The following is a 17,922-nucleotide window of genomic DNA, read 5'->3' on the forward strand; positions in this document are numbered from 1 at the left end:
AGCAATATGTAGCTACATTTAGGGATTTCATATAAACGACCAGCTAAAACCCATCTGCTCTCCTGGTTACCCACGCAGAAAAAAAGATCTGGAAAAAGCTTGCATGATCTGGGTGGTTGTGCTACATTAATAAATTGTCGGACGCATAGCTCAGTTGGTTAGAGCACCACGTTGACATCGTGGGGGTCGGTGGTTCGAGTCCACTTGTGTCCATTAATTTAAAACTCCTCGGATTCCTGCACAGTATGGATTCTTTCTGTCAAGTATCAAATTATATCAAAGCAATATTATCCTGAATATCCTCAATCCAATTAAAAATAGGTTGATCGGGATGCAGATGATAAACTTCTATATATAACTCTCTAACTAACTTTTGAATAACCTTTTTTTGGATATTTTCTGAATTACTATTATCAATAATCATCAAGATCATTTCTGTAGTTTTAGTTCCATCTAAAGCAGGAAAAATATAAATAATATCTTGTAATTCTTTTGCACCCAACCGTTTATAAAAAGCAATTCTACGCTGCTTTAATTCTCGATTATCTCCAAAATCAGGATGTTCAACTTCTAAGACTAAGGTTTTTGACTCTTTTTTAACTAAATCTATCAGATAATTTAAAAATTGAGAACCGATTTTAATATTTCTCAAATGGGGGACTGTTGCTAAATAAGCTAATAAGATAAAATTGGAATCAGGCAGGGGATATAAAATTGATATTAAAGCTAATTCTTGTTGAAAATAACCTAACCAGAGTTGAGTTTTTTGAGTTAAAACTCCTTCCTGTATCCAAGGTATCGGAATTTGTCCTGGAGATGGGAATGTTTGTTCATAAAGTGCGATCGCGCTTTCAAAATCAGGGTGATCAAGATGCTGAATTGGCTTAAATTCAATTTGAGAATTAGTTGGGTACATAGGATATTTATACAGAAACCCGGTTTCTAGTTTACTTAACTGAACCCTACCATAAATCCGCACACCTCTTGACAACATACTACAGATGTAATATAATAGAACAGTTGAACGTCCAAGGATTACGGAAACAGCAGGGGTGGAACATCCCTACAACCATACAGGGTTTTCTACACTTCTCAATCCCCATAGAATTTGTCATCTTAGATACAGGTAGGCAATATTAGGACTGTAAAATGAAAAATCTGATTCAATCTTTTTATAATTGGTATCGTGTGACGCTACGGAATACAAAATATCGTTGGGTTGTAATTTTAGGAAGTTTAATTTACTTGGTGAGTCCCCTGGATATTTCTCCTGACTTTCTACCGATTGTCGGATGGTTAGATGATGGGATTATTGCTACAATTTTAGTTACCGAAGTATCTCAATTACTGGTTGAAGGGTTAAACCGTCGCAAACAAACCCAGAAGGCGACCGAGGTGAATCCAGTTGATGCAATGGGTCATAATCAAACCGTTGTGGATGTTTCCGTTAGCTAAATAGGGTTGCAATCACTGATCGGATTTCCTGATTATAATATAAATCTAAAAATGCAGTAGAGATAGATAATTGATGATCTCTACTGCATTTTTTATCAGTTTTTGATCTTTATAAATTTTAGATAAAAAAATAAGTCTATCTTTAGGTAGATGCTAAGGTTAACACAATATCTGGTAAATTGCATCTAATGATTCATGATTTTTACATTATTTTATCAATGTTAAAGATCAACAAGCAGTAGTACAATTAACCGATTAAACTCCCTATTGCTTGAATTTATTCCCAGTCCAACTGGCTTTAGAATTGGGTGTGTATTTCTACAATCTTAATCGAGGGCAAAATAGCCAAACTGAACCTTTTCCATTAGGATAAAATTAGATTAGGCAATAATGACATCAAATTAGTCAAGATCTTCCGATCCAATATTTTTCTGAATCACCGAGCAAAATGGGGCCGAACCTGTGAACACTAACCTCTCGAATGCTCAAACCTACGAAGCCGAAAGGCAAAGGGCAGAATTCCTAGGGGAACTCAACCAAGTAAAAACGGCGTTTTTAAGCAGTATTAGTCATGAATTTCGCACCCCATTGACCTTAATTCTGGGTTCAGTTGAAGAAATTCTCCAGGGTGAAGACTGTCTTAACTTCTCTCAACGGGAACAGTTAACAATCGCCAAACGCAATAGTTTACGATTACTCAAACTGGTTAATACCCTCGTTGATTTTTCCAGTATTGAAGCAGAACGAATTCAAGCGGTCTATGAACCTACGGATTTAGCCACTTTAACAATTGAACTGGTTAGTATGTTTCGTTCGAGCATCGAACGGGCGGGAATACATTTGATTATAGACTGTCCGCCCCTACCCGAACCTATTTATATAGATCGAGAAGTGTGGGAAAAAATAGTAATGAATCTTTTTTCTAATGCTCTTAAATTTACATTTAAAAGTGAAATTATACTTTCTTTGCGCTGGGTCACAAATGGTATTGAATTAGAAGTACAAGATACCGGAATCACCACGGCAACCTATTTAGATGAAGTCAAGAGTTGGTCTGCGGAAACCAATGTTGTGGTTCAGGTTCAGCAGATGCCCCCCCCCCAATTACCCCTTCCCCAGATATTGTTAGTGGATGATAATCCGGATCTGTGCAATTATATTCAGCGTTTACTGAGTCAAAAATATCAGATAAAATCGGTGAATAGTGGGTTAGCCGCATTAGAGAGCATTCGGGAACAAAAACCCGATTTAGTGATTACCGATGTGATTATGCCGGAATTGAACGGCTTGGAACTGCTACAAATTCTGCGCCACGATCCTGATACCCAAAGGATTCCAATTATTCTGCTCTCAGCCCGGGCGGAGGAAAATGCCAGGATTGAAGGCCTAGAAGCGAAAGCCGATGACTATCTGATTAAACCCTTTTCTGCCCGGGAACTCCTGGCTCGTGTCCAGTCGATTTTGGAAATGACCCAACTCCGCCAAGAAGCCACAATTCGAGAACAGGAATTAATCAACACCAAAGCCCGGGTGACTGATATTCTCGAAAGCATTACCGATGGCTTTTTGTCCTTAGACCATCAGTGGCGATTAACTTATGTGAATGGAGCATCGGAACGGCTCTCTGGTAAAACCCGAGAGGAATTGTTAGGGGGTAATTTTTGGGATATTTATTCTCATTTAATGGGCTTTGAAGGTGAGGAGAAACTGCGTCAGGTAATCCAAACTCAGGTGGCTGATAATTTTGAAACCTGTTTGGCTCAAGACAACCTCTGGTATGAAGTTCATGTCTACCCCTATGAAAAGGGTTTAGCCATTTATTGGCGAGATATTACCAAACGCAAACAGGCAGAAATAACTTTACTCAAAAGCGAAGAACGATTACGGGTTGCCCTGAAAAGTGCGCCAATTACCTTATTTAATCAGGATCAAACCCTCCGCTACACCTGGGTTCATAATCCCACCCTCAACCAATCCGATCAGGAGATTATCGATAACACGGATTTTGAGTTGTTCCCCGAGGCGGGAGTCGCTCGACTGACTCAACTCAAACGCCGGGTGCTGGAAACCGGGATCGGGACGCGGGAGGAAGTTCCTATTTTCGCCGACGGACAGCAATACTGTTTTGATTTAACCATTGAACCCCTACACAATCCTAACCATGAAATTATCGGGATTACTTGTGCGGCTGTTGATATTTCCGACTACAAACGCATAGAGTTAGCCCTGCGCCAAAGTGAAGCCCAGGCAAGGGCAAGGACTGAGGAGTTGAAAACTTTTATGGAAACCGTTCCAGCCGCGGTCTGGATTGCCCATGACCCCCAATGCCACCAGATGACGGCGAACTGGGCAGCCCATGAATTGGTGCAGTTAGCCTCGGGATCGTTGGTGACGGCGACCCCCGAGGATGGCTCCTATCCCTTTGAATTCAAGATTCAACGCCAGGGCCAAGATATTCCTCCAGAAGATTTGCCCATGCAGCAAGCGGGACGGACGGGAGAAAATATTGAATCGGAATTTGAGTTTGTTTTTGAAAATGGGGAAGTTCGTTATATTTATGGTCGGGCCGTACCGTTGCGAGATGAAGCAGGGGAGATTCGGGGGGTAATTGGGGCGTTTTTGGATGTCAGCGATCGCAAACGAGTCGAACAGGAACGAGAACAACTCTTAATCAGGGAACAGGCCGCCCGGGAGCAAGCCGAAATGACCAACCGGATTAAGGATGAGTTTCTCACGGTTTTATCCCATGAATTGCGATCGCCCTTGAATCCGATTTTGGGTTGGACAAAACTCCTACAAACTCGTAAATTCGATTCCCAAGGCACAGCCCAAGCCTTAGAAACCATCGAACGGAATGCTAAACTCCAAACCCAACTGATTGAGGATTTATTAGATATTTCTCGAATGTTGCGAGGAAACATGGTCTTACATAAACAACCCGTCAATTTAATTACAATCATCACCTCGGTAATAGAAACTTTTAAATTAGCTGCTGAAGCCAAAGGCATTCAAGTCAGATTTGAAATCGCTCAAAATTCTGGTTTCTCCTCTCTTTTAATCTATGTTTTGGGGGATGAAACCCGACTGCAACAGATTATCTGGAATCTATTATCTAATGGAATTAAATTTACTACCCCCGGAGGCATTGTCGAGATTTATTTAAAATCTGGGGAAGATCACGTCCAAATTCAGGTCAAAGACACCGGAATTGGTATTAATCCTCAGTTTTTACCCTATGTCTTTGACTATTTTCGTCAACAGGATGGCACAAATACCCGCAAATTTGGGGGTTTGGGACTGGGACTCGCCATTGTCCGACACCTAACGGAATTACATGGAGGAACAGTCAGCGCCAACAGTTTAGGCGAAAATTTAGGGGCTGCGTTTTCGGTGCAGTTACCCTTAATGAAATCTGTAGAGACGTGCCATGGCACTTCTGTACAACCTCAAAATCCAGAGATCAACTCCATTAATTTAACTGGCTTGCGAGTTTTAGCCATTGATGATCAAGCCGAGACTCGGACTCTAATTGGATCGATCTTAACCCAGGCCGGAGCCCAAGTAAAAATGGCAAGCTCCGCTCAGGAAGCACTCTTGATGATTCAAGAGTTTTCCCCCGATGTCTTAGTCTCAGATATAGCGATGCCGGACATGGAGGTTTATATATTTAGAGATGAGGTCAGAAACACATCATCAATTCCCGTGATCGGATTAACCACAAATCCAGAAGAAACCAACGCCTCTCTCACTAGGGACACCAGATTTCAAATCCACTTAGCTAAACCCATTGTGGCTGATGAATTAGTCGCTTGTGTTGCCACTTTAACCCATCGCATTCGCAACTCCGCAATTTGATCAATATCTGTTAGAATCAAATGACTATTATCCAGAGTGTAGAAATCTTTACTTACACAATCGGAAAAATTTGTTTATCATAGAGGGGAACTGGAGCCTATTATTGAGGATATAGCCATGTCAGAACCCACTCAAAATAAACTCGCCTCGGATTTAGAAAAAGCCCAATCTGAAGGTAAATTACGCGCTGAACGAATTCGGGAAATTGTTAAATCTTCCATCTCAGAAGTTGGTTCAGAATTTAAAGGCGGTTCTCAAGAAATTCGAGATTTAGTTAAACAGGTTGTAGGAACCGTTTTAGAAACCGTCAAAGGAAAAGGCGAGGAAGTTCAAGAAAATGTGACCGCTTCTATTGAAGGAGTAATTGATGGTATTAGTCAAGCAAAACAGGAGTCAATTGCTAAAACTCAAGCGGAAGTGAAACAACTTCAAGCTCGAATTGACCAACACGAACAGGAGTTACAAAATAATATTAATTTGGCTTTAAGCGATATTCAAGAAGTTGGAACTAATAAATCAGATCAGGTTAAAACGGCGATTGAATCCGCGATTACAACCATTAAAAATAGCGAAGAATCTACGTTAATGCAGAAACGTTACGCCCAACTTAAAGCGCAATTGGCAATCGTGAATGCTAACTTAGTTGGACGTTATGGACAACGTTATCAGGAGGTTAAAGATTATTTAGAAGAAGCACAATCTTGGTATGAAAAAGCCAAAGATGAACCCGAAATTCATACCGAAAAAATTGATCATAAACGCAAAGATTTTGAAACTAAATTAGGAGAATCGGGAACGGCGATCGCTCAAAAAGAAAAAGAAATTAAACAGCGTTTAAACGATCTGTGGAAGTCAATTTCTGAAACCTTTACTAATAATCAGTCCCAACCTGATGAAAAAAAAGAGGATTCATCTGATATCAACAAAGATACCCTTTAAAACAATCTGAGGCAAAATTTATGATCGCATCATTATTAACGTTGGTAGCAACAGCCCTAAGTTTATTAGTGGTTGATTTAGTTGTACCTGGGGTAAATTTATCTACTTTTTTAGCAGCTTTAATTGCGGCGGCGGCTATTGGTGGAGTCAATGCTTTTATTAAACCGATTTTATCAACATTATCCATTCCCCTAAATATTTTAAGTTTAGGTGGTTTTTCATTCATTGTGAATGGTTTTTGTTTCTGGTTAGCTTCGGTTTTTATTCCTGGATTTCAAGTACAGGGTTTATTAGCTTTTATTTTAGGCCCTGTAATTTTATCCGCCGTGAATGCTTTTCTCAATGGCTATTTTGTAGAAAAATATCCCCAATTCTTTAATTCTCAGAAGTCTTTAAACCCATAAAAGATTACTGATTAATCAGTAGAGACGTTGCCTGCAACGTCTCTACCGTAGGGGTTAAGAGATCCAACCCTCTTTGTATTTTTCTAACCAGTGAATAATTGCGTGAGGTAAAGGTTGGCGTTGACGAGTTTTAGGATTAATACAAATATGTTTTGTTATCGCTTCAGCAATTAATTGATCAGAGTTATCTAATCTAATTTTATATTGAATTTTGAAAGAATTTTCATTAATTATTTCAGGATTTAGCTCAATCAAAACTTGATCTCCACAGAATAAGGGAAACCGAAAATCAACACTCGCATGAACAATTGGAATCGCAAAATCAGGATTAACAAAAAAACTTTTAAGATTAACTTCTGCCTGATTTAGAGATGCTTCATAGGCTTCATGACCCATAGCTAAAATATTAGCAAAATAAACCACCCCCGCAGCATCCGTATCTTGAAAACGAATAATTCGCTTATAAATGTATCCCAAATCAGTCATCAGTTATTAGTTAAGTAGTTACACAAAATAAATTACCTAGTTGAGAGAGGGAACATCGGAACAGCTCCCCCTAGCCCCCCGTGCACGGGGGGCTAGGGGGGGAGGGAACAGGGTGGAGGATGTGTAATTAATTTTGTTTAGGTACTTATTAGTCTATTACCGATCACGGATTTAAAAGGATTACGCAGATTAACACAGATTAACACAGATTAAATCCGTGAAATCCGTGAAATCCTCTTAAATCCGTGATCAGCTTCTATTATCCTTTATTTTTGATTAACATCACATCAATAATGTTATTAGCCATCGGTTCAGAAATCTCTAAAACATTAAACAGCTTATCTAATAAGGCTTCTTCTTCTTCGGTAATAACTCCATCGGCTAAAGTAATATCAGTAACCACAGCAAAGGCAGTTTCTCTGAGTTCATGGGGCAATTTTTTCACCGCCTCTTTTAATAATATATCCGCTCCTTGTGCTTGTAATTGATTTAGGAGTTGATCAATCATTCCTCGCATTTTTTCCCCGGAATAATCACTAAAAAGCTGCATTCGAGAGAAGGTTGTGGTAATAGCTTGGGATTCACTTCCAGTAATATAACCATCAGCAGCTACCGCAATTAATGCGATCGCTGCAAACGCTTCCGCAGAGTTGAATTGAATCGCGCTTGACATTGTGAAAACCTCCTGAGGTGATTTCGCGTTATCGTAGATTTTTCCCACGTTTATGATTACACTATCTGCGGTTTTTTTCCAATTTATTTTCCAAAAACCGCCAATTCCGCCGTCAAAAAGTCAACAAATTGCCGCGCAGTTCGTCCCGAACGTCCATTATGACGAGTCGCCCATTGTAAGGCGCGAAACTGCAAATCTTCGGGACTGATTTTAATTCCCCCTTGACTGGCTAAATGTCGTACCATATTCAAATAGGTATTCTGGTCAGCAGGTGGAAAGGTTAAGGTTAAACCAAAGCGATCGCTAAAGGATAATTTTTCCTGTACCGTATCCCAAACATGAACCTCATCTTGATCTTTCGGGGAAGGTCGATCTTCAAAATATTCTCGAATTAAATGACGACGGTTAGAAGTAGCATAAACAATCACATTTTGTGGACGGGCGGTTAGGTTTCCTTCTAATACAACTTTCAAGGCTTTAAAAGCATCGTCATCTTCTTCAAAGGATAAATCATCGACAAAAATAATAAATTTCTGCGGCACCCCTCGTAATTGTTCCACCACTAATGGTAAGTCTTTTAAATCGGATTTTGCCACTTCAATTAAACGTAAACCGCGATCGCTATATTCATGTAATAACGATTTAATTAAGGAGGATTTACCCGACCCCCGACTGCCATATAATAAAACATTTAAAGCTGGATATCCGGCTAATAATATTTCTGTATTTTTTAATAAAAGATCCCGTTGATTTTCATATCCGATTAACTGGCTTAAATCTACCGGATCTGGGTGATTAATAGTCAGTAACTTGCCATTCTGCCAACGAAAAGCATCGGCTTGGGCAAATAAACCAGTTCCAAATTGATGATAATGATTTACTAAATTTTCTACTGCTTCCGACCAATTTTCTAGGGTTTTTAATTGATTGCGTAAGGGTGATTCTTGGATTTTTTCTAACGGTTGCGGTTGCGGCTGCCAAATTATGGGGTTTTCCGATAACTGGGCGACGGTTCTTAACCAATGGCTGATTTTTCCCCCATTATATTGATAGAGACTTTGGAGGATTTTTAAATCTTGTTTTGCCGCTTCAATTAATACCGGAGGTAATTGATCAAAAGTAGTTTGTTGGGCCTGTTGGGTAAAGGGATTATCCGCCCTTAAAATTTGATTGATTAGATGTTCCTGCCAACTTTGTTGATATTTGGCTTGGACTTGAAACCAAGTTCCATAGGCTTTTAAACAATTTAAAATACTCGATTCATTATGATGAAATGTTTCTAAAAGATATAGAAATGCTTGGCCAATTTCATGATCAAAAATATCTTGATACAGTAGTAAAGTGGCAACCTGACGCTGTAGGAACCTAACCTGTGAAATAATAGGGCTATTCAGAGAAGACATAAAATAGGATTAAAAAGTAACACATAGTAATTAATGATTCACTTTGCATTATAGCAAAGATTGAGTCAATAATACCATAAACTTTTATAACGTCAAATTTTAATTTTTGATACAATTTAGAAGAATTGTTAATCAATAGATTCCCAGAAGTTGTATAAACAAACTTTGTAATTGTTTTTTGGGCATGGGTTATGATTGATTTTGGAGTAATTGCGGCGATCGCTTACGGTTTATTGGCTTTTATCGGTGGTATTGTGGGTTATACTAAAGCCAAAAGTAAAATCTCTCTATTTGCGGGTTGTTCCACTGGAATTTTGCTAATTTTGGGCGGTATTATCCAAATCCAAGGCGTAAGCTGGGGATTAATATTTTCCATTGTGCTATCGGTTTTTCTGATAATTACTTTTATTTCTCGTTTACTCAAAACCCGTAAATTCATGCCATCTGGATTAATGATTGTTGCCGGATTTGTAGCTGTTACAATGATGGGATATCAACTACAAATGGTTTTATAATCAAATTTTATTTGCTAATCATTCAGGGAAAATATACTTTTTAATTTTCTCTGAATGCGAACTATCACAAGGCAATATTCAATGAGCTTTTAGCAATTTTACCAATATTTTAAATCATTAAAAGTCTGATAGAGATTGCCATATAGCAATCCTAAATGATTTGTGAAAAAATTCCGTAGGGGTTTGGTCTCCAAACCCTCTTTGCTTTCTATAGTATATTAAAATAATAAAATATTACAATATATTCAGGAATTGCTACATGATAGACAAAATGTCTTAGTACGGTTAACCTATAAGCACTGGGATATTACTTTTGCGGAGTTTGAAAGATAAATTATGAATATCTTAAGCATTCCAATTCTTCCAGTGAATTTAGAACGTCTAAATCGTTTACTCAAAGGAAACTTCCCACTTCAACAAAAATTGCTATACCTGTTCCTCAAACAAGCCGAAATCCGAATTCAGAGCTTGCGCCAAGGGATTATCAATGGGGATTTCATCAGTATTAAAGAACAAGCTCATGCTTTAAGAGGATCAAGTGCAACCGCAGCAATATTAATGATCCCAGAAATTGCTAAACAACTTGAAGATCTCGCCGAAGCAGAAAATTTAGAAGGAGCAATGGAGTTAGTCGAAAAACTAGAACAGTGCTTAATTCGAGTTCAGCTTTTTGTACAAGAAGGAATTTTATCTGAATCAACTATTTAATTAAAAAAGTCTCCCAACCCAGGAGCAAAGATGGTTGGGAGACCCAAACCCTACGATAAAATGTACAACCTCAGTCTCGAAGGCAGCGATTGCGATATATAGCAACCGCCAAGGCAGTTAGGACACCAGACGGATCTTAGAACCCAGACAGTTAAGTATTTTCCCCCCTGTTTCCTGTTCCGGTGTTCCCTCCCCCCCTAGCCCCCCGTGCACGGGGGGTTTGAGGGGGGTGTTCCCTGTTCCCTGCTATAACTCAAATTAACCCCAAAAAACCCTAATCAATCCAACCGGAACGCAAAGCCCGAACCGCAGCCTGAGTACGATCATCAGCACAGAGCTTATTCAGAATACTGCGAACATGGGTCTTAACCGTTCCTACCGTAATATAAAGTTTTTCGGCAATTTCAGCATTACTCCGTCCAGCCACAATTAATTCTAAAACCTCTAATTCCCTTTCTGTTAAAGGGCAAGATTTTAAAAATTCTTGATACTCAGGTTCTACCGCATTAATCATCACGGTTTTCTGATCACCGGGTGTCGGAATATCCGGTTGTTTATTCTTCGCTTGCTTGAGAACTGTACGAGCAATTACAGGATCAATCCAAGCATTTCCTTCATAGGTAGTATGAATCGCATCCTTGAGTTTATCAAGACTCACATCCTTAACACTATAGGAATCTGCACCCGCCGCAAAAGCTCCCATAACCGCATCCTCATTATCGTGCATAGTCAGGATCAGAACTTTGGTTTCCCGCGCCCCACTGCTGGCAATATGTTGCTTAAATTTTTGGGTTAATTCAATACCATCCATATCAGGTAAACCAATATCAATAATCGCAATATCGGGCTGGGTTTGTTTGAGAATTTCCAAACCCTTTTTCCCATTAGCCGCCTCCCCAACAATCTTGATATTACTGTCCTGTTGTAACGCCGTTCTCAACCCCACCCGGGTTAAATCATGATCCTCTACTAGAACAATATTGATTTTAGTCATGACATAATTCTCCTAATTGTTGTAAAGTTCTTTATTATTCGCTAATTCGTTGTTAAAATTAATCCCAAATTCAAGGCTGATATTAACCTCATCATAATGTTTATTTCAGAAAAAATTTTCAAAATTATGCCCCGTTCTATTACCCCCCCTGCAAAATCCATTGATCGAATTTTAGCCGTTGATGATTCCCCCGATAACCTATTTTTAGTGGAAGCTATTTTAGCCGAAGAAGGATACGAAGTTATCTGTAAACCCGATGGCATTTCTGCCTTAGCTTTGATTAAAACCGAGCCTCCTGATTTAATATTATTAGATGTAATGATGCCGGGAATTGATGGCTATGAAGTCACTCGACGGATTCGCAAAAATCTCGATCTTCCCTTTATCCCCATTTTATTAATTACTGCCCATGATCATTCTAGTGTGGTTGAGGGATTAGATGCCGGGGCGGATGACTTCATTCGCAAACCCGTTGAGGTTGATGAATTACTCGCCCGGGTACGCTCGCTCCTGAGACTTAAACATAGCATTGATCAACAGAAAGCGATGTCTCGACAACGGGAAGACTTCGTTTCCCGCCTGACCCATGATCTGCGGACGCCTTTGGTAGCAGCCGATCGAATGTTACATTTATTCCAACAAGGTGCCCTAGGGGAAATTTCTTCTACGATGGGAGAAGCGATCGCATCCATGATTAAAAGTAACCAAAACCTTCTGCAAATGGTTAATACCTTACTGGAGGTTTATCGGTATGAAGCGGGTCGAAAAACCTTAACCTTCTCCTATTTTGATATAGGTCAATTAGTCCAAGAAGTAATTGCAGAACTCAGCCCCCTGATTCAAAATAAAGAATTATCCCTAGAATTTACCCCTTCCCAGGATTGTCTAACCCAGACTTCAGTTATTATTGGCGACCCCTTAGAAATTCGGCGGGTTGTCACTAATTTAGTCGGAAATGCGATTAAATTTACCGATCGGGGGAGTGTCAAAATTCGTCTGTATCTAACAGAAATGCAACTTAATATTAGCAATCAACCTCAAAAAGTCATGGTTTTGGAAGTTGAAGATAGCGGAATTGGTATAGCTCCCGAAGATCAAGTTCTCATCTTTGAACGATTCCGTCAAGGCAATAATAAACGTTCCGGTAGTGGATTAGGATTACACCTAATTTCACTAATTGTAGAAGCCCACAAAGGCATGATTCAAATGGAATCCCAAATCGGTCAGGGAAGTCTATTTAGAATTTGTTTACCCATCAACCCCGAATTCGGCAGTTGATATTTTAACTTACACCAAACTGATTCCCAATTCCCTATTCCCAATTCCCTATTCCCAATTCCCAATTCCCTATTCCGGTGTTCCCTGTTCCGGTGTTCCCTGACGAGTGATGTCTCATTGACTTATACTGATAAGTTGCCCTAATTTAAACCTTAGTTTAACTTTCATTAAGAGTCATGCGAACCCACTACTGCGGCAATCTCCGATCCACCCATCTTGGCGAAACTCTCACCCTCTGCGGATGGGTTGATAGGCGTCGCGATCATGGGGGTGTAATATTTTTAGATTTACGCGATCGCACGGGTATTGTTCAAATTGTCAGCGACCCAGAACGAACCGCCGACTCCTACAAGGCCGCCGAAGGTCTGCGAAATGAATATGTAGTTAAAATCACCGGGCGAGTCTCCCAACGTCCCCCCGAGTCCCTCAACCCCAAATTAGCCACCGGGGAAATCGAAATTTACGCCGATCAAATCGAACTACTCAACGGACTCGGAAAACAATTACCCTTTCAAATTTCCGCATCAGAAACCGAAACAGTTCGGGAAGATTTACGCCTCAAATATCGCTATTTAGATTTACGTCGGGAACGCATGACTCGCAATTTACACCTGCGTCATGAAGTGGTCAAAGCCATGCGGCGGTTTTTAGAAGATCAAGAGCATTTTATCGAAGTTGAAACCCCAATTCTTACCCGTTCAACTCCTGAAGGAGCGCGGGATTATTTAGTTCCGAGTCGAGTCAATCCTGGGGAATGGTTTGCTTTACCCCAATCGCCCCAACTGTTCAAACAATTATTAATGGTATCAGGATTTGATCGATATTATCAAATCGCAAGATGTTTCCGAGATGAAGATTTACGCGCCGATCGCCAACCGGAATTTACCCAATTAGATATGGAAATGAGCTTTATGACCCAGGAAGGAATTCTGGCGTTAAATGAAGCCTTAGTTGCTCATATTTTTAAAACCGTTAAAGGTATAGAAATTCCCCTTCCTTTCCCCCGTTTAACCTATAAAGAAGCCCTAGATCGTTATGGGAGTGATAAACCCGATACTCGCTTTGGTTTAGAGTTAGTGGATGTTTCTGATATTGTTAAAAACTGTGGATTTAAGGTATTTTCAGGGTCGGTAGCATCGGGAGGAATTGTTAAAATTTTACCAATTCCGGGAGGAAATGATGCGATTTCTAATATGCGAATTAAACCCGGTGGCGATCTGTTTAAAGAAGCCTGTGAAGCGGGGGCTAAAGGGTTAGCATTTATTCGAGTACGGGAGGATGGTATTGATACCATTGGCGCGATTAAAGATAACCTAACCGCCGAACAAAAACAGGAAATATTAACCCGCACTAATGCTAAAGCCGGAGATTTACTATTATTTGGGGCGGGGGATATTGCCACAGTTAATAAAACCTTAGACCGTTTACGTCTATTTATTGGGAAAGAATTAGAACTAATTGATCCGAGTAAAATTAATTTATTGTGGATTGTTGAGTTTCCCATGTTTGAATGGAATGACGAAGAAAAACGTTTAGAAGCCCTACATCACCCCTTTACGGCTCCCTATCCCAATGATATTAATGATTTATCCCAAGCCCGGGCGCAGGCCTACGATATAGTTTTAAATGGCTATGAAATAGGCGGTGGTAGTCTAAGGATTTATAAACGGGAAATTCAAGAACAGGTATTTTCAACTATTGGATTAACCCTGGAGGAAGCCTACAGCAAATTCGGCTTTTTATTAGAAGCTTTTGAATATGGAACTCCTCCCCATGGTGGTATTGCCTACGGTTTGGATCGATTGGTTATGTTATTATCTGGAGAGGAATCTATTCGAGATGTGATTGCATTTCCCAAGACCCAACAAGCGGGCTGTCTATTAACTAATGCCCCTTCAAGTGTTGATCAAAAACAGTTAAAGGAACTCCAAGTTACTTCAACTTACAAACCCAAAACTGACAAATAAAACAGTCGGAGGGTCTTGAAAGTGTCATTGAGTCGTACAATGATATTGATCGGTTCCGTTTTTACTAGGAGACTTCAATGCCAGAGGCAGTGGGTGTCATACAAACCCTGGGTTTTCCAGGGGTTTTAGCCGCAGCAGATGCGATGGTCAAAGCTGCGCGAGTTACCCTTGTTTACTATGATTTAGCAGAACGGGGTGAATTTATAGTGGCAGTTCGTGGCCCAACATCGGAGGTGGTTCCTGCTGTAAAAGCTGGTGTTGAAGCAGCCGAAAAGACGTTTGGCTGTTCACTAATTACTTACTATGTTGTTCCCAACCCCCCTGAGAACATTGTAGATGTTATGTCTATTGGTTACACAGAACTGAGTGAACGTTTTCGCACTTAATATAATTTCTATTTTGCGAAAAATATTCAATTGCAACACTTTTAAAGTCTAGTTAATTTGGGAGAAATTTAATGGCAGAACAAGCAGTTGGAGCTTTAGAAACGAAGGGATTTCCGGGGGTTTTAGCCGCCGCCGATGCAATGGTTAAAGCGGGTCGGGTGACTTTGGTGGGCTATATTCGGGCAGGAAGTGCACGGTTTACGATTATGATTCGAGGGGATGTTTCCGAAGTTAAAACCGCGATGGATGCCGGAATTGCAGCCGTTGATAAAGCCTATGGTGCGGCATTAGAAACTTGGGTGATTATTCCCCGTCCCCATGAAAATGTTGTTGCTGTTTTACCGATTGATTTTAATGAGGATGTTGAGGAATATCGGGCGGCGGCGGAAGGGTTTACTTTGCCCAGATATTAATATTTACCCTTTTTTCTAGCGGGAAGGGACAACCTTGATTTATCGGTTGCCAGGCTGTCACTTCCCTCAAATTCCCTAAATAAAAGGGGGATTAAGCTATTCAGATTAGAATTTCTTATATTCCCCAAGTTACCCATCAAACCTTAACGCCTGACCTCGAACCTCTGGATTAACTTTTCCATTTCCATAAACGACTTTTCCCCCAACAATCGTATATTCTGGCCATCCGGTTAACTCCCAACCTTCAAAGGGACTCCAACCACATTTACTTAACACTTCTTCCCGCAAAACCGGACGATAATTGTTTAAATCTACTAACACTAAATCTGCATCATAACCCACTTCTATTTTACCTTTATTGGGAATTTTATAGGCTTTTGCCACGGCGGTAGACATCCAATTAGAAACTTGTTGAACGGTGCATTTTCCGGCGATCGCTTGTGTTAACATTACGGGTAAAGAAGTCTCAACTCCGGGCATTCCAGATGGCGTATTTGGATAGCCTTTTGCCTTTTCTTCTAAGGTATGGGGGGCGTGATCGGTAGCAATAAAATCAATCACTCCATCTAATAACGCTTGCCATAATATTTGATTATCTTGAGGCGATCGCAAGGGGGGATTCATCTGGGCTAAAGTGCCAATTTTAGCATAATCTGTTATATTTAATAACAAATGCTGAGGCGTGACTTCTGCTGTCACCCATTCTGGTTTTTCTTGACGTAATAATTCCGCTTCTTCCCCCGTTGATAGATGCAGAATATGTAACCGTCGTTGATATTTTTTAGCAAGTTTTAAGGCGAGTTGACTGGCTTCTAATGCTGCTTGATTATCTTGAATTGTAGAATGAATTGCCGGATCAGTAATTCCAGCAAATTCCTGACGGCGTTGATTAATTCGGGCTTGATTTTCCGCGTGAACTGCAATTAAGCGATCGCCCTTTGCAAAAATACTCTCTAATATTTCTTCTTGATCAATTAATAAATCTCCGTGCATCGACCCCATAAATATCTTAATTCCAGGGGTAGGATTAGCTTCTAATAAATCGGGTAAATTCTCCGCCGTCGCCCCAATAAAAAAACCATAATTAACAATACATTTTTCCGCAGCCCGTCTTAATTTATCATCTAAGAGGGCTTGAGTTGTAGTTAAGGGGCGAGTATTGGGCATTTCTAAAAACGAAGTCACTCCCCCTTTGGCACAGGCACAACTGGCCGTATATAAATCTTCTTTATATTCTAAACCCGGTTCTCTAAAATGTACCTGGGGATCAATCACACCGGGCAATAAAGTCAACCCTTCTGCATCAATAATTTCCCAATCATCTTCCCCTATGGCATGATGATCAATTTCTGGAGCTATCTCAAGGATTTTCCCATCAACAATAGCAACATCTCCGAGTAAAAAATCACCATTTGGCAACAAAATCCGAGCTTGATTAATCAATACACTGTAAAAGTCAAACATAATTACCTTGATCTAATCTGCTATAAAACTATTTAACCACGAATTTGTCGCCGGAGGCAACTATCACCGCCCAATTGTAGACAAATTTGATATAATAAATATAGTTTTTTGTTCTGTGACCACCGATTATGAGTAGCCTACCCAATCAAGAACCAGATCCCTTTAAATCTTCCCCTCAACAGCAAGAAAACCCCTGGGTAGAAATCCTGAAAACCGTCAGTTTGAGTACTTCCTTAGCCTTGGTGATTCGGACATTCGTTGCAGAAGCTCGTTATATTCCCTCTGGGTCAATGTTACCGACTTTAGAAATTAATGATCGATTAATTATTGATAAGGTCGGCTATAAGTTGGTTAACCCCCATCGGGGTGATGTCGTGGTCTTTAACCCCACAGATGAACTAAAAAAACAATATAAGGACGCCTTCATCAAACGAATTATTGGTTTACCTGGTGAAACGGTGGAGGTGAAAAACGGCTCTGTACTTATTAATGGTCAACCTCTCCCAGAAAAGTATATTGCCGAACGACCCGAATATAACTGGGGGCCGGGGACTGTTCCCGAAGGACAGTATTTAGTTTTGGGAGATAACCGCAATAATAGTTACGATAGCCACTATTGGGGTTTTGTCCCCCGGGAAAATATTATTGGTCGGGCAACGGTGCGGTTTTGGCCCCCTGACCGGGTGGGTGGACTCGGTGATCCTGATTATCCCCTAAATGAACGGCAATAGGCACAATTTTCAGCCTTTTCCCCAGTGTTGCCTGAAATTTGTCGATTCTGGGGGATTGACAAATTTCAAAAACTATGACAGGATTAATAACTGTGCAATTAAGTAAAAAAGCGGAACTGGCGGAATTGGTAGACGCGCTAGATTCAGGTTCTAGTGTTTGCAAAGACTTCCGGGTTCAAGTCCCGGGTTCCGCATTGAACGGTTAGGGGTGTGATTTTCGCGCCCCTGTTGTTGTTTAGCCATCAGGTCTT

17 protein-coding genes and 2 tRNA genes are annotated in these 17,922 nt (G+C 40.3%); 13 read left to right on the plus strand and 6 right to left on the minus strand.

Annotated elements, in window-relative coordinates:
- Window positions 1–139 precede the first annotated feature (139 nt).
- Window positions 140–213: transfer RNA gene (locus tag NMG88_RS06550), tRNA-Val, on the plus strand.
- Window positions 214–271: 58 nt separating this feature from the next.
- Here NMG88_RS06550 and NMG88_RS06555 read toward each other — a convergent pair.
- Window positions 272–994 carry an N-acetyltransferase gene (locus NMG88_RS06555; RefSeq protein ID WP_235751194.1) on the minus strand — a complete coding sequence of 241 codons (723 nt, stop codon included), beginning with the start codon at window positions 992–994 and terminating at the stop codon, window positions 272–274.
- Window positions 995–1,149: 155 nt separating this feature from the next.
- Between NMG88_RS06555 and NMG88_RS06560 the strand changes: the two genes are divergently transcribed.
- The 4 genes from NMG88_RS06560 (at window position 1,150) to NMG88_RS06575 (ending at window position 6,653) form a co-directional block, all read left to right on the plus strand.
- Window positions 1,150–1,455 carry a YkvA family protein gene (locus NMG88_RS06560; protein WP_026789122.1) on the plus strand — a complete coding sequence of 102 codons (306 nt, stop codon included), beginning with the start codon at window positions 1,150–1,152 and terminating at the stop codon, window positions 1,453–1,455.
- A 462-nt stretch (window positions 1,456–1,917) separates the two neighbouring features.
- Window positions 1,918–5,310: a response regulator gene (locus NMG88_RS06565; RefSeq protein ID WP_227366076.1), complete on the plus strand. Its 3,393-nt coding sequence runs from the start codon at window positions 1,918–1,920 to the stop codon at window positions 5,308–5,310.
- Window positions 5,311–5,427: 117 nt separating this feature from the next.
- On the plus strand, window positions 5,428–6,249 hold the full coding sequence (locus NMG88_RS06570) for a hypothetical protein (RefSeq protein WP_042152854.1): 822 nt from the start codon (window positions 5,428–5,430) through the stop codon (window positions 6,247–6,249).
- A gap of 20 nt (window positions 6,250–6,269) precedes the next feature.
- Entirely contained in the window at window positions 6,270–6,653 is a 384-nt protein-coding gene (locus tag NMG88_RS06575; RefSeq protein ID WP_026789120.1) for a phage holin family protein, read from the plus strand.
- 54 nt (window positions 6,654–6,707) lie between these two features.
- Here NMG88_RS06575 and NMG88_RS06580 read toward each other — a convergent pair whose 3' ends face one another.
- The 3 genes from NMG88_RS06580 to NMG88_RS06590 all read right to left on the minus strand — a co-directional run bounded on the left by NMG88_RS06580 (window position 6,708) and on the right by NMG88_RS06590 (window position 9,215).
- A complete protein-coding gene (locus NMG88_RS06580; RefSeq protein ID WP_227350300.1) occupies window positions 6,708–7,139 on the minus strand; it encodes an acyl-CoA thioesterase in 432 nt (143 codons plus the stop codon).
- Between the two features lie 259 nt (window positions 7,140–7,398).
- Complete coding sequence (locus NMG88_RS06585; protein WP_026794349.1) at window positions 7,399–7,812, minus strand: tellurite resistance TerB family protein; 414 nt, start codon at window positions 7,810–7,812, stop codon at window positions 7,399–7,401.
- An 83-nt stretch (window positions 7,813–7,895) separates the two neighbouring features.
- Window positions 7,896–9,215 (minus strand): ATP-binding protein, encoded by a 1,320-nt coding sequence (locus NMG88_RS06590; RefSeq protein WP_227366072.1) that lies wholly within the window; start codon window positions 9,213–9,215, stop codon window positions 7,896–7,898.
- A 191-nt stretch (window positions 9,216–9,406) separates the two neighbouring features.
- Between NMG88_RS06590 and NMG88_RS06595 the strand changes: the two genes are divergently transcribed.
- Both NMG88_RS06595 and NMG88_RS06600 read left to right on the plus strand, forming a co-directional pair.
- Window positions 9,407–9,730 carry a TMEM14 family protein gene (locus tag NMG88_RS06595; protein ID WP_042152863.1) on the plus strand — a complete coding sequence of 108 codons (324 nt, stop codon included), beginning with the start codon at window positions 9,407–9,409 and terminating at the stop codon, window positions 9,728–9,730.
- A 336-nt stretch (window positions 9,731–10,066) separates the two neighbouring features.
- Window positions 10,067–10,438, plus strand: coding sequence for an Hpt domain-containing protein (locus NMG88_RS06600; RefSeq protein WP_214560665.1), 372 nt, complete (start codon window positions 10,067–10,069; stop codon window positions 10,436–10,438).
- Between the two features lie 274 nt (window positions 10,439–10,712).
- On the opposite strand, the gene NMG88_RS06605 is transcribed toward NMG88_RS06600, so the two are convergent.
- Window positions 10,713–11,432 (minus strand): response regulator, encoded by a 720-nt coding sequence (locus NMG88_RS06605; RefSeq protein ID WP_026789114.1) that lies wholly within the window; start codon window positions 11,430–11,432, stop codon window positions 10,713–10,715.
- 126 nt (window positions 11,433–11,558) lie between these two features.
- Here NMG88_RS06605 and NMG88_RS06610 point away from each other — a divergent pair, with 126 nt between their 5' ends.
- The 4 genes from NMG88_RS06610 (at window position 11,559) to NMG88_RS06625 (ending at window position 15,476) form a co-directional block, all read left to right on the plus strand.
- A complete protein-coding gene (locus tag NMG88_RS06610) occupies window positions 11,559–12,710 on the plus strand; it encodes a sensor histidine kinase (protein ID WP_227351467.1) in 1,152 nt (383 codons plus the stop codon).
- 176 nt (window positions 12,711–12,886) lie between these two features.
- Window positions 12,887–14,677, plus strand: coding sequence for an aspartate--tRNA ligase (gene aspS, locus NMG88_RS06615; RefSeq protein ID WP_227350302.1), 1,791 nt, complete (start codon window positions 12,887–12,889; stop codon window positions 14,675–14,677).
- Between the two features lie 77 nt (window positions 14,678–14,754).
- Window positions 14,755–15,063 carry a BMC domain-containing protein gene (locus NMG88_RS06620; RefSeq protein WP_042152872.1) on the plus strand — a complete coding sequence of 103 codons (309 nt, stop codon included), beginning with the start codon at window positions 14,755–14,757 and terminating at the stop codon, window positions 15,061–15,063.
- 71 nt (window positions 15,064–15,134) lie between these two features.
- A complete protein-coding gene (locus NMG88_RS06625; RefSeq protein ID WP_026789109.1) occupies window positions 15,135–15,476 on the plus strand; it encodes a carbon dioxide-concentrating mechanism protein CcmK in 342 nt (113 codons plus the stop codon).
- A gap of 129 nt (window positions 15,477–15,605) precedes the next feature.
- On the opposite strand, the gene NMG88_RS06630 is transcribed toward NMG88_RS06625, so the two are convergent.
- Window positions 15,606–16,940, minus strand: a complete 1,335-nt coding sequence (locus tag NMG88_RS06630; protein ID WP_042152875.1) for a dihydroorotase — start codon at window positions 16,938–16,940, stop codon at window positions 15,606–15,608.
- 128 nt (window positions 16,941–17,068) lie between these two features.
- Between NMG88_RS06630 and lepB the strand changes: the two genes are divergently transcribed.
- Complete coding sequence (gene lepB, locus NMG88_RS06635) at window positions 17,069–17,671, plus strand: signal peptidase I (protein WP_042152877.1); 603 nt, start codon at window positions 17,069–17,071, stop codon at window positions 17,669–17,671.
- Between the two features lie 110 nt (window positions 17,672–17,781).
- Window positions 17,782–17,865: transfer RNA gene (locus NMG88_RS06640), tRNA-Leu, on the plus strand.
- Window positions 17,866–17,922 lie beyond the last annotated feature (57 nt).

It is taken from the genome of Planktothrix agardhii (assembly GCF_904830935.1).
Lineage (GTDB): Bacteria > Cyanobacteriota > Cyanobacteriia > Cyanobacteriales > Microcoleaceae > Planktothrix > Planktothrix agardhii.

Coding starts and splice junctions, on each gene's coding strand:
- NMG88_RS06555 (WP_235751194.1), bottom strand. CDS start 994: ATGTTGTCAAGAGGTGTGCGGATTTATGGTAGGGTTCAGTTAAGTAAA.
- NMG88_RS06560 (WP_026789122.1), top strand. CDS start 1,150: ATGAAAAATCTGATTCAATCTTTTTATAATTGGTATCGTGTGACGCTA.
- NMG88_RS06570 (WP_042152854.1), top strand. CDS start 5,428: ATGTCAGAACCCACTCAAAATAAACTCGCCTCGGATTTAGAAAAAGCC.
- NMG88_RS06575 (WP_026789120.1), top strand. CDS start 6,270: ATGATCGCATCATTATTAACGTTGGTAGCAACAGCCCTAAGTTTATTA.
- NMG88_RS06580 (WP_227350300.1), bottom strand. CDS start 7,139: ATGACTGATTTGGGATACATTTATAAGCGAATTATTCGTTTTCAAGAT.
- NMG88_RS06585 (WP_026794349.1), bottom strand. CDS start 7,812: ATGTCAAGCGCGATTCAATTCAACTCTGCGGAAGCGTTTGCAGCGATC.
- NMG88_RS06590 (WP_227366072.1), bottom strand. CDS start 9,215: ATGTCTTCTCTGAATAGCCCTATTATTTCACAGGTTAGGTTCCTACAG.
- NMG88_RS06595 (WP_042152863.1), top strand. CDS start 9,407: ATGATTGATTTTGGAGTAATTGCGGCGATCGCTTACGGTTTATTGGCT.
- NMG88_RS06600 (WP_214560665.1), top strand. CDS start 10,067: ATGAATATCTTAAGCATTCCAATTCTTCCAGTGAATTTAGAACGTCTA.
- NMG88_RS06605 (WP_026789114.1), bottom strand. CDS start 11,432: ATGACTAAAATCAATATTGTTCTAGTAGAGGATCATGATTTAACCCGG.
- NMG88_RS06610 (WP_227351467.1), top strand. CDS start 11,559: ATGCCCCGTTCTATTACCCCCCCTGCAAAATCCATTGATCGAATTTTA.
- aspS (WP_227350302.1), top strand. CDS start 12,887: ATGCGAACCCACTACTGCGGCAATCTCCGATCCACCCATCTTGGCGAA.
- NMG88_RS06620 (WP_042152872.1), top strand. CDS start 14,755: ATGCCAGAGGCAGTGGGTGTCATACAAACCCTGGGTTTTCCAGGGGTT.
- NMG88_RS06625 (WP_026789109.1), top strand. CDS start 15,135: ATGGCAGAACAAGCAGTTGGAGCTTTAGAAACGAAGGGATTTCCGGGG.
- NMG88_RS06630 (WP_042152875.1), bottom strand. CDS start 16,940: ATGTTTGACTTTTACAGTGTATTGATTAATCAAGCTCGGATTTTGTTG.
- lepB (WP_042152877.1), top strand. CDS start 17,069: ATGAGTAGCCTACCCAATCAAGAACCAGATCCCTTTAAATCTTCCCCT.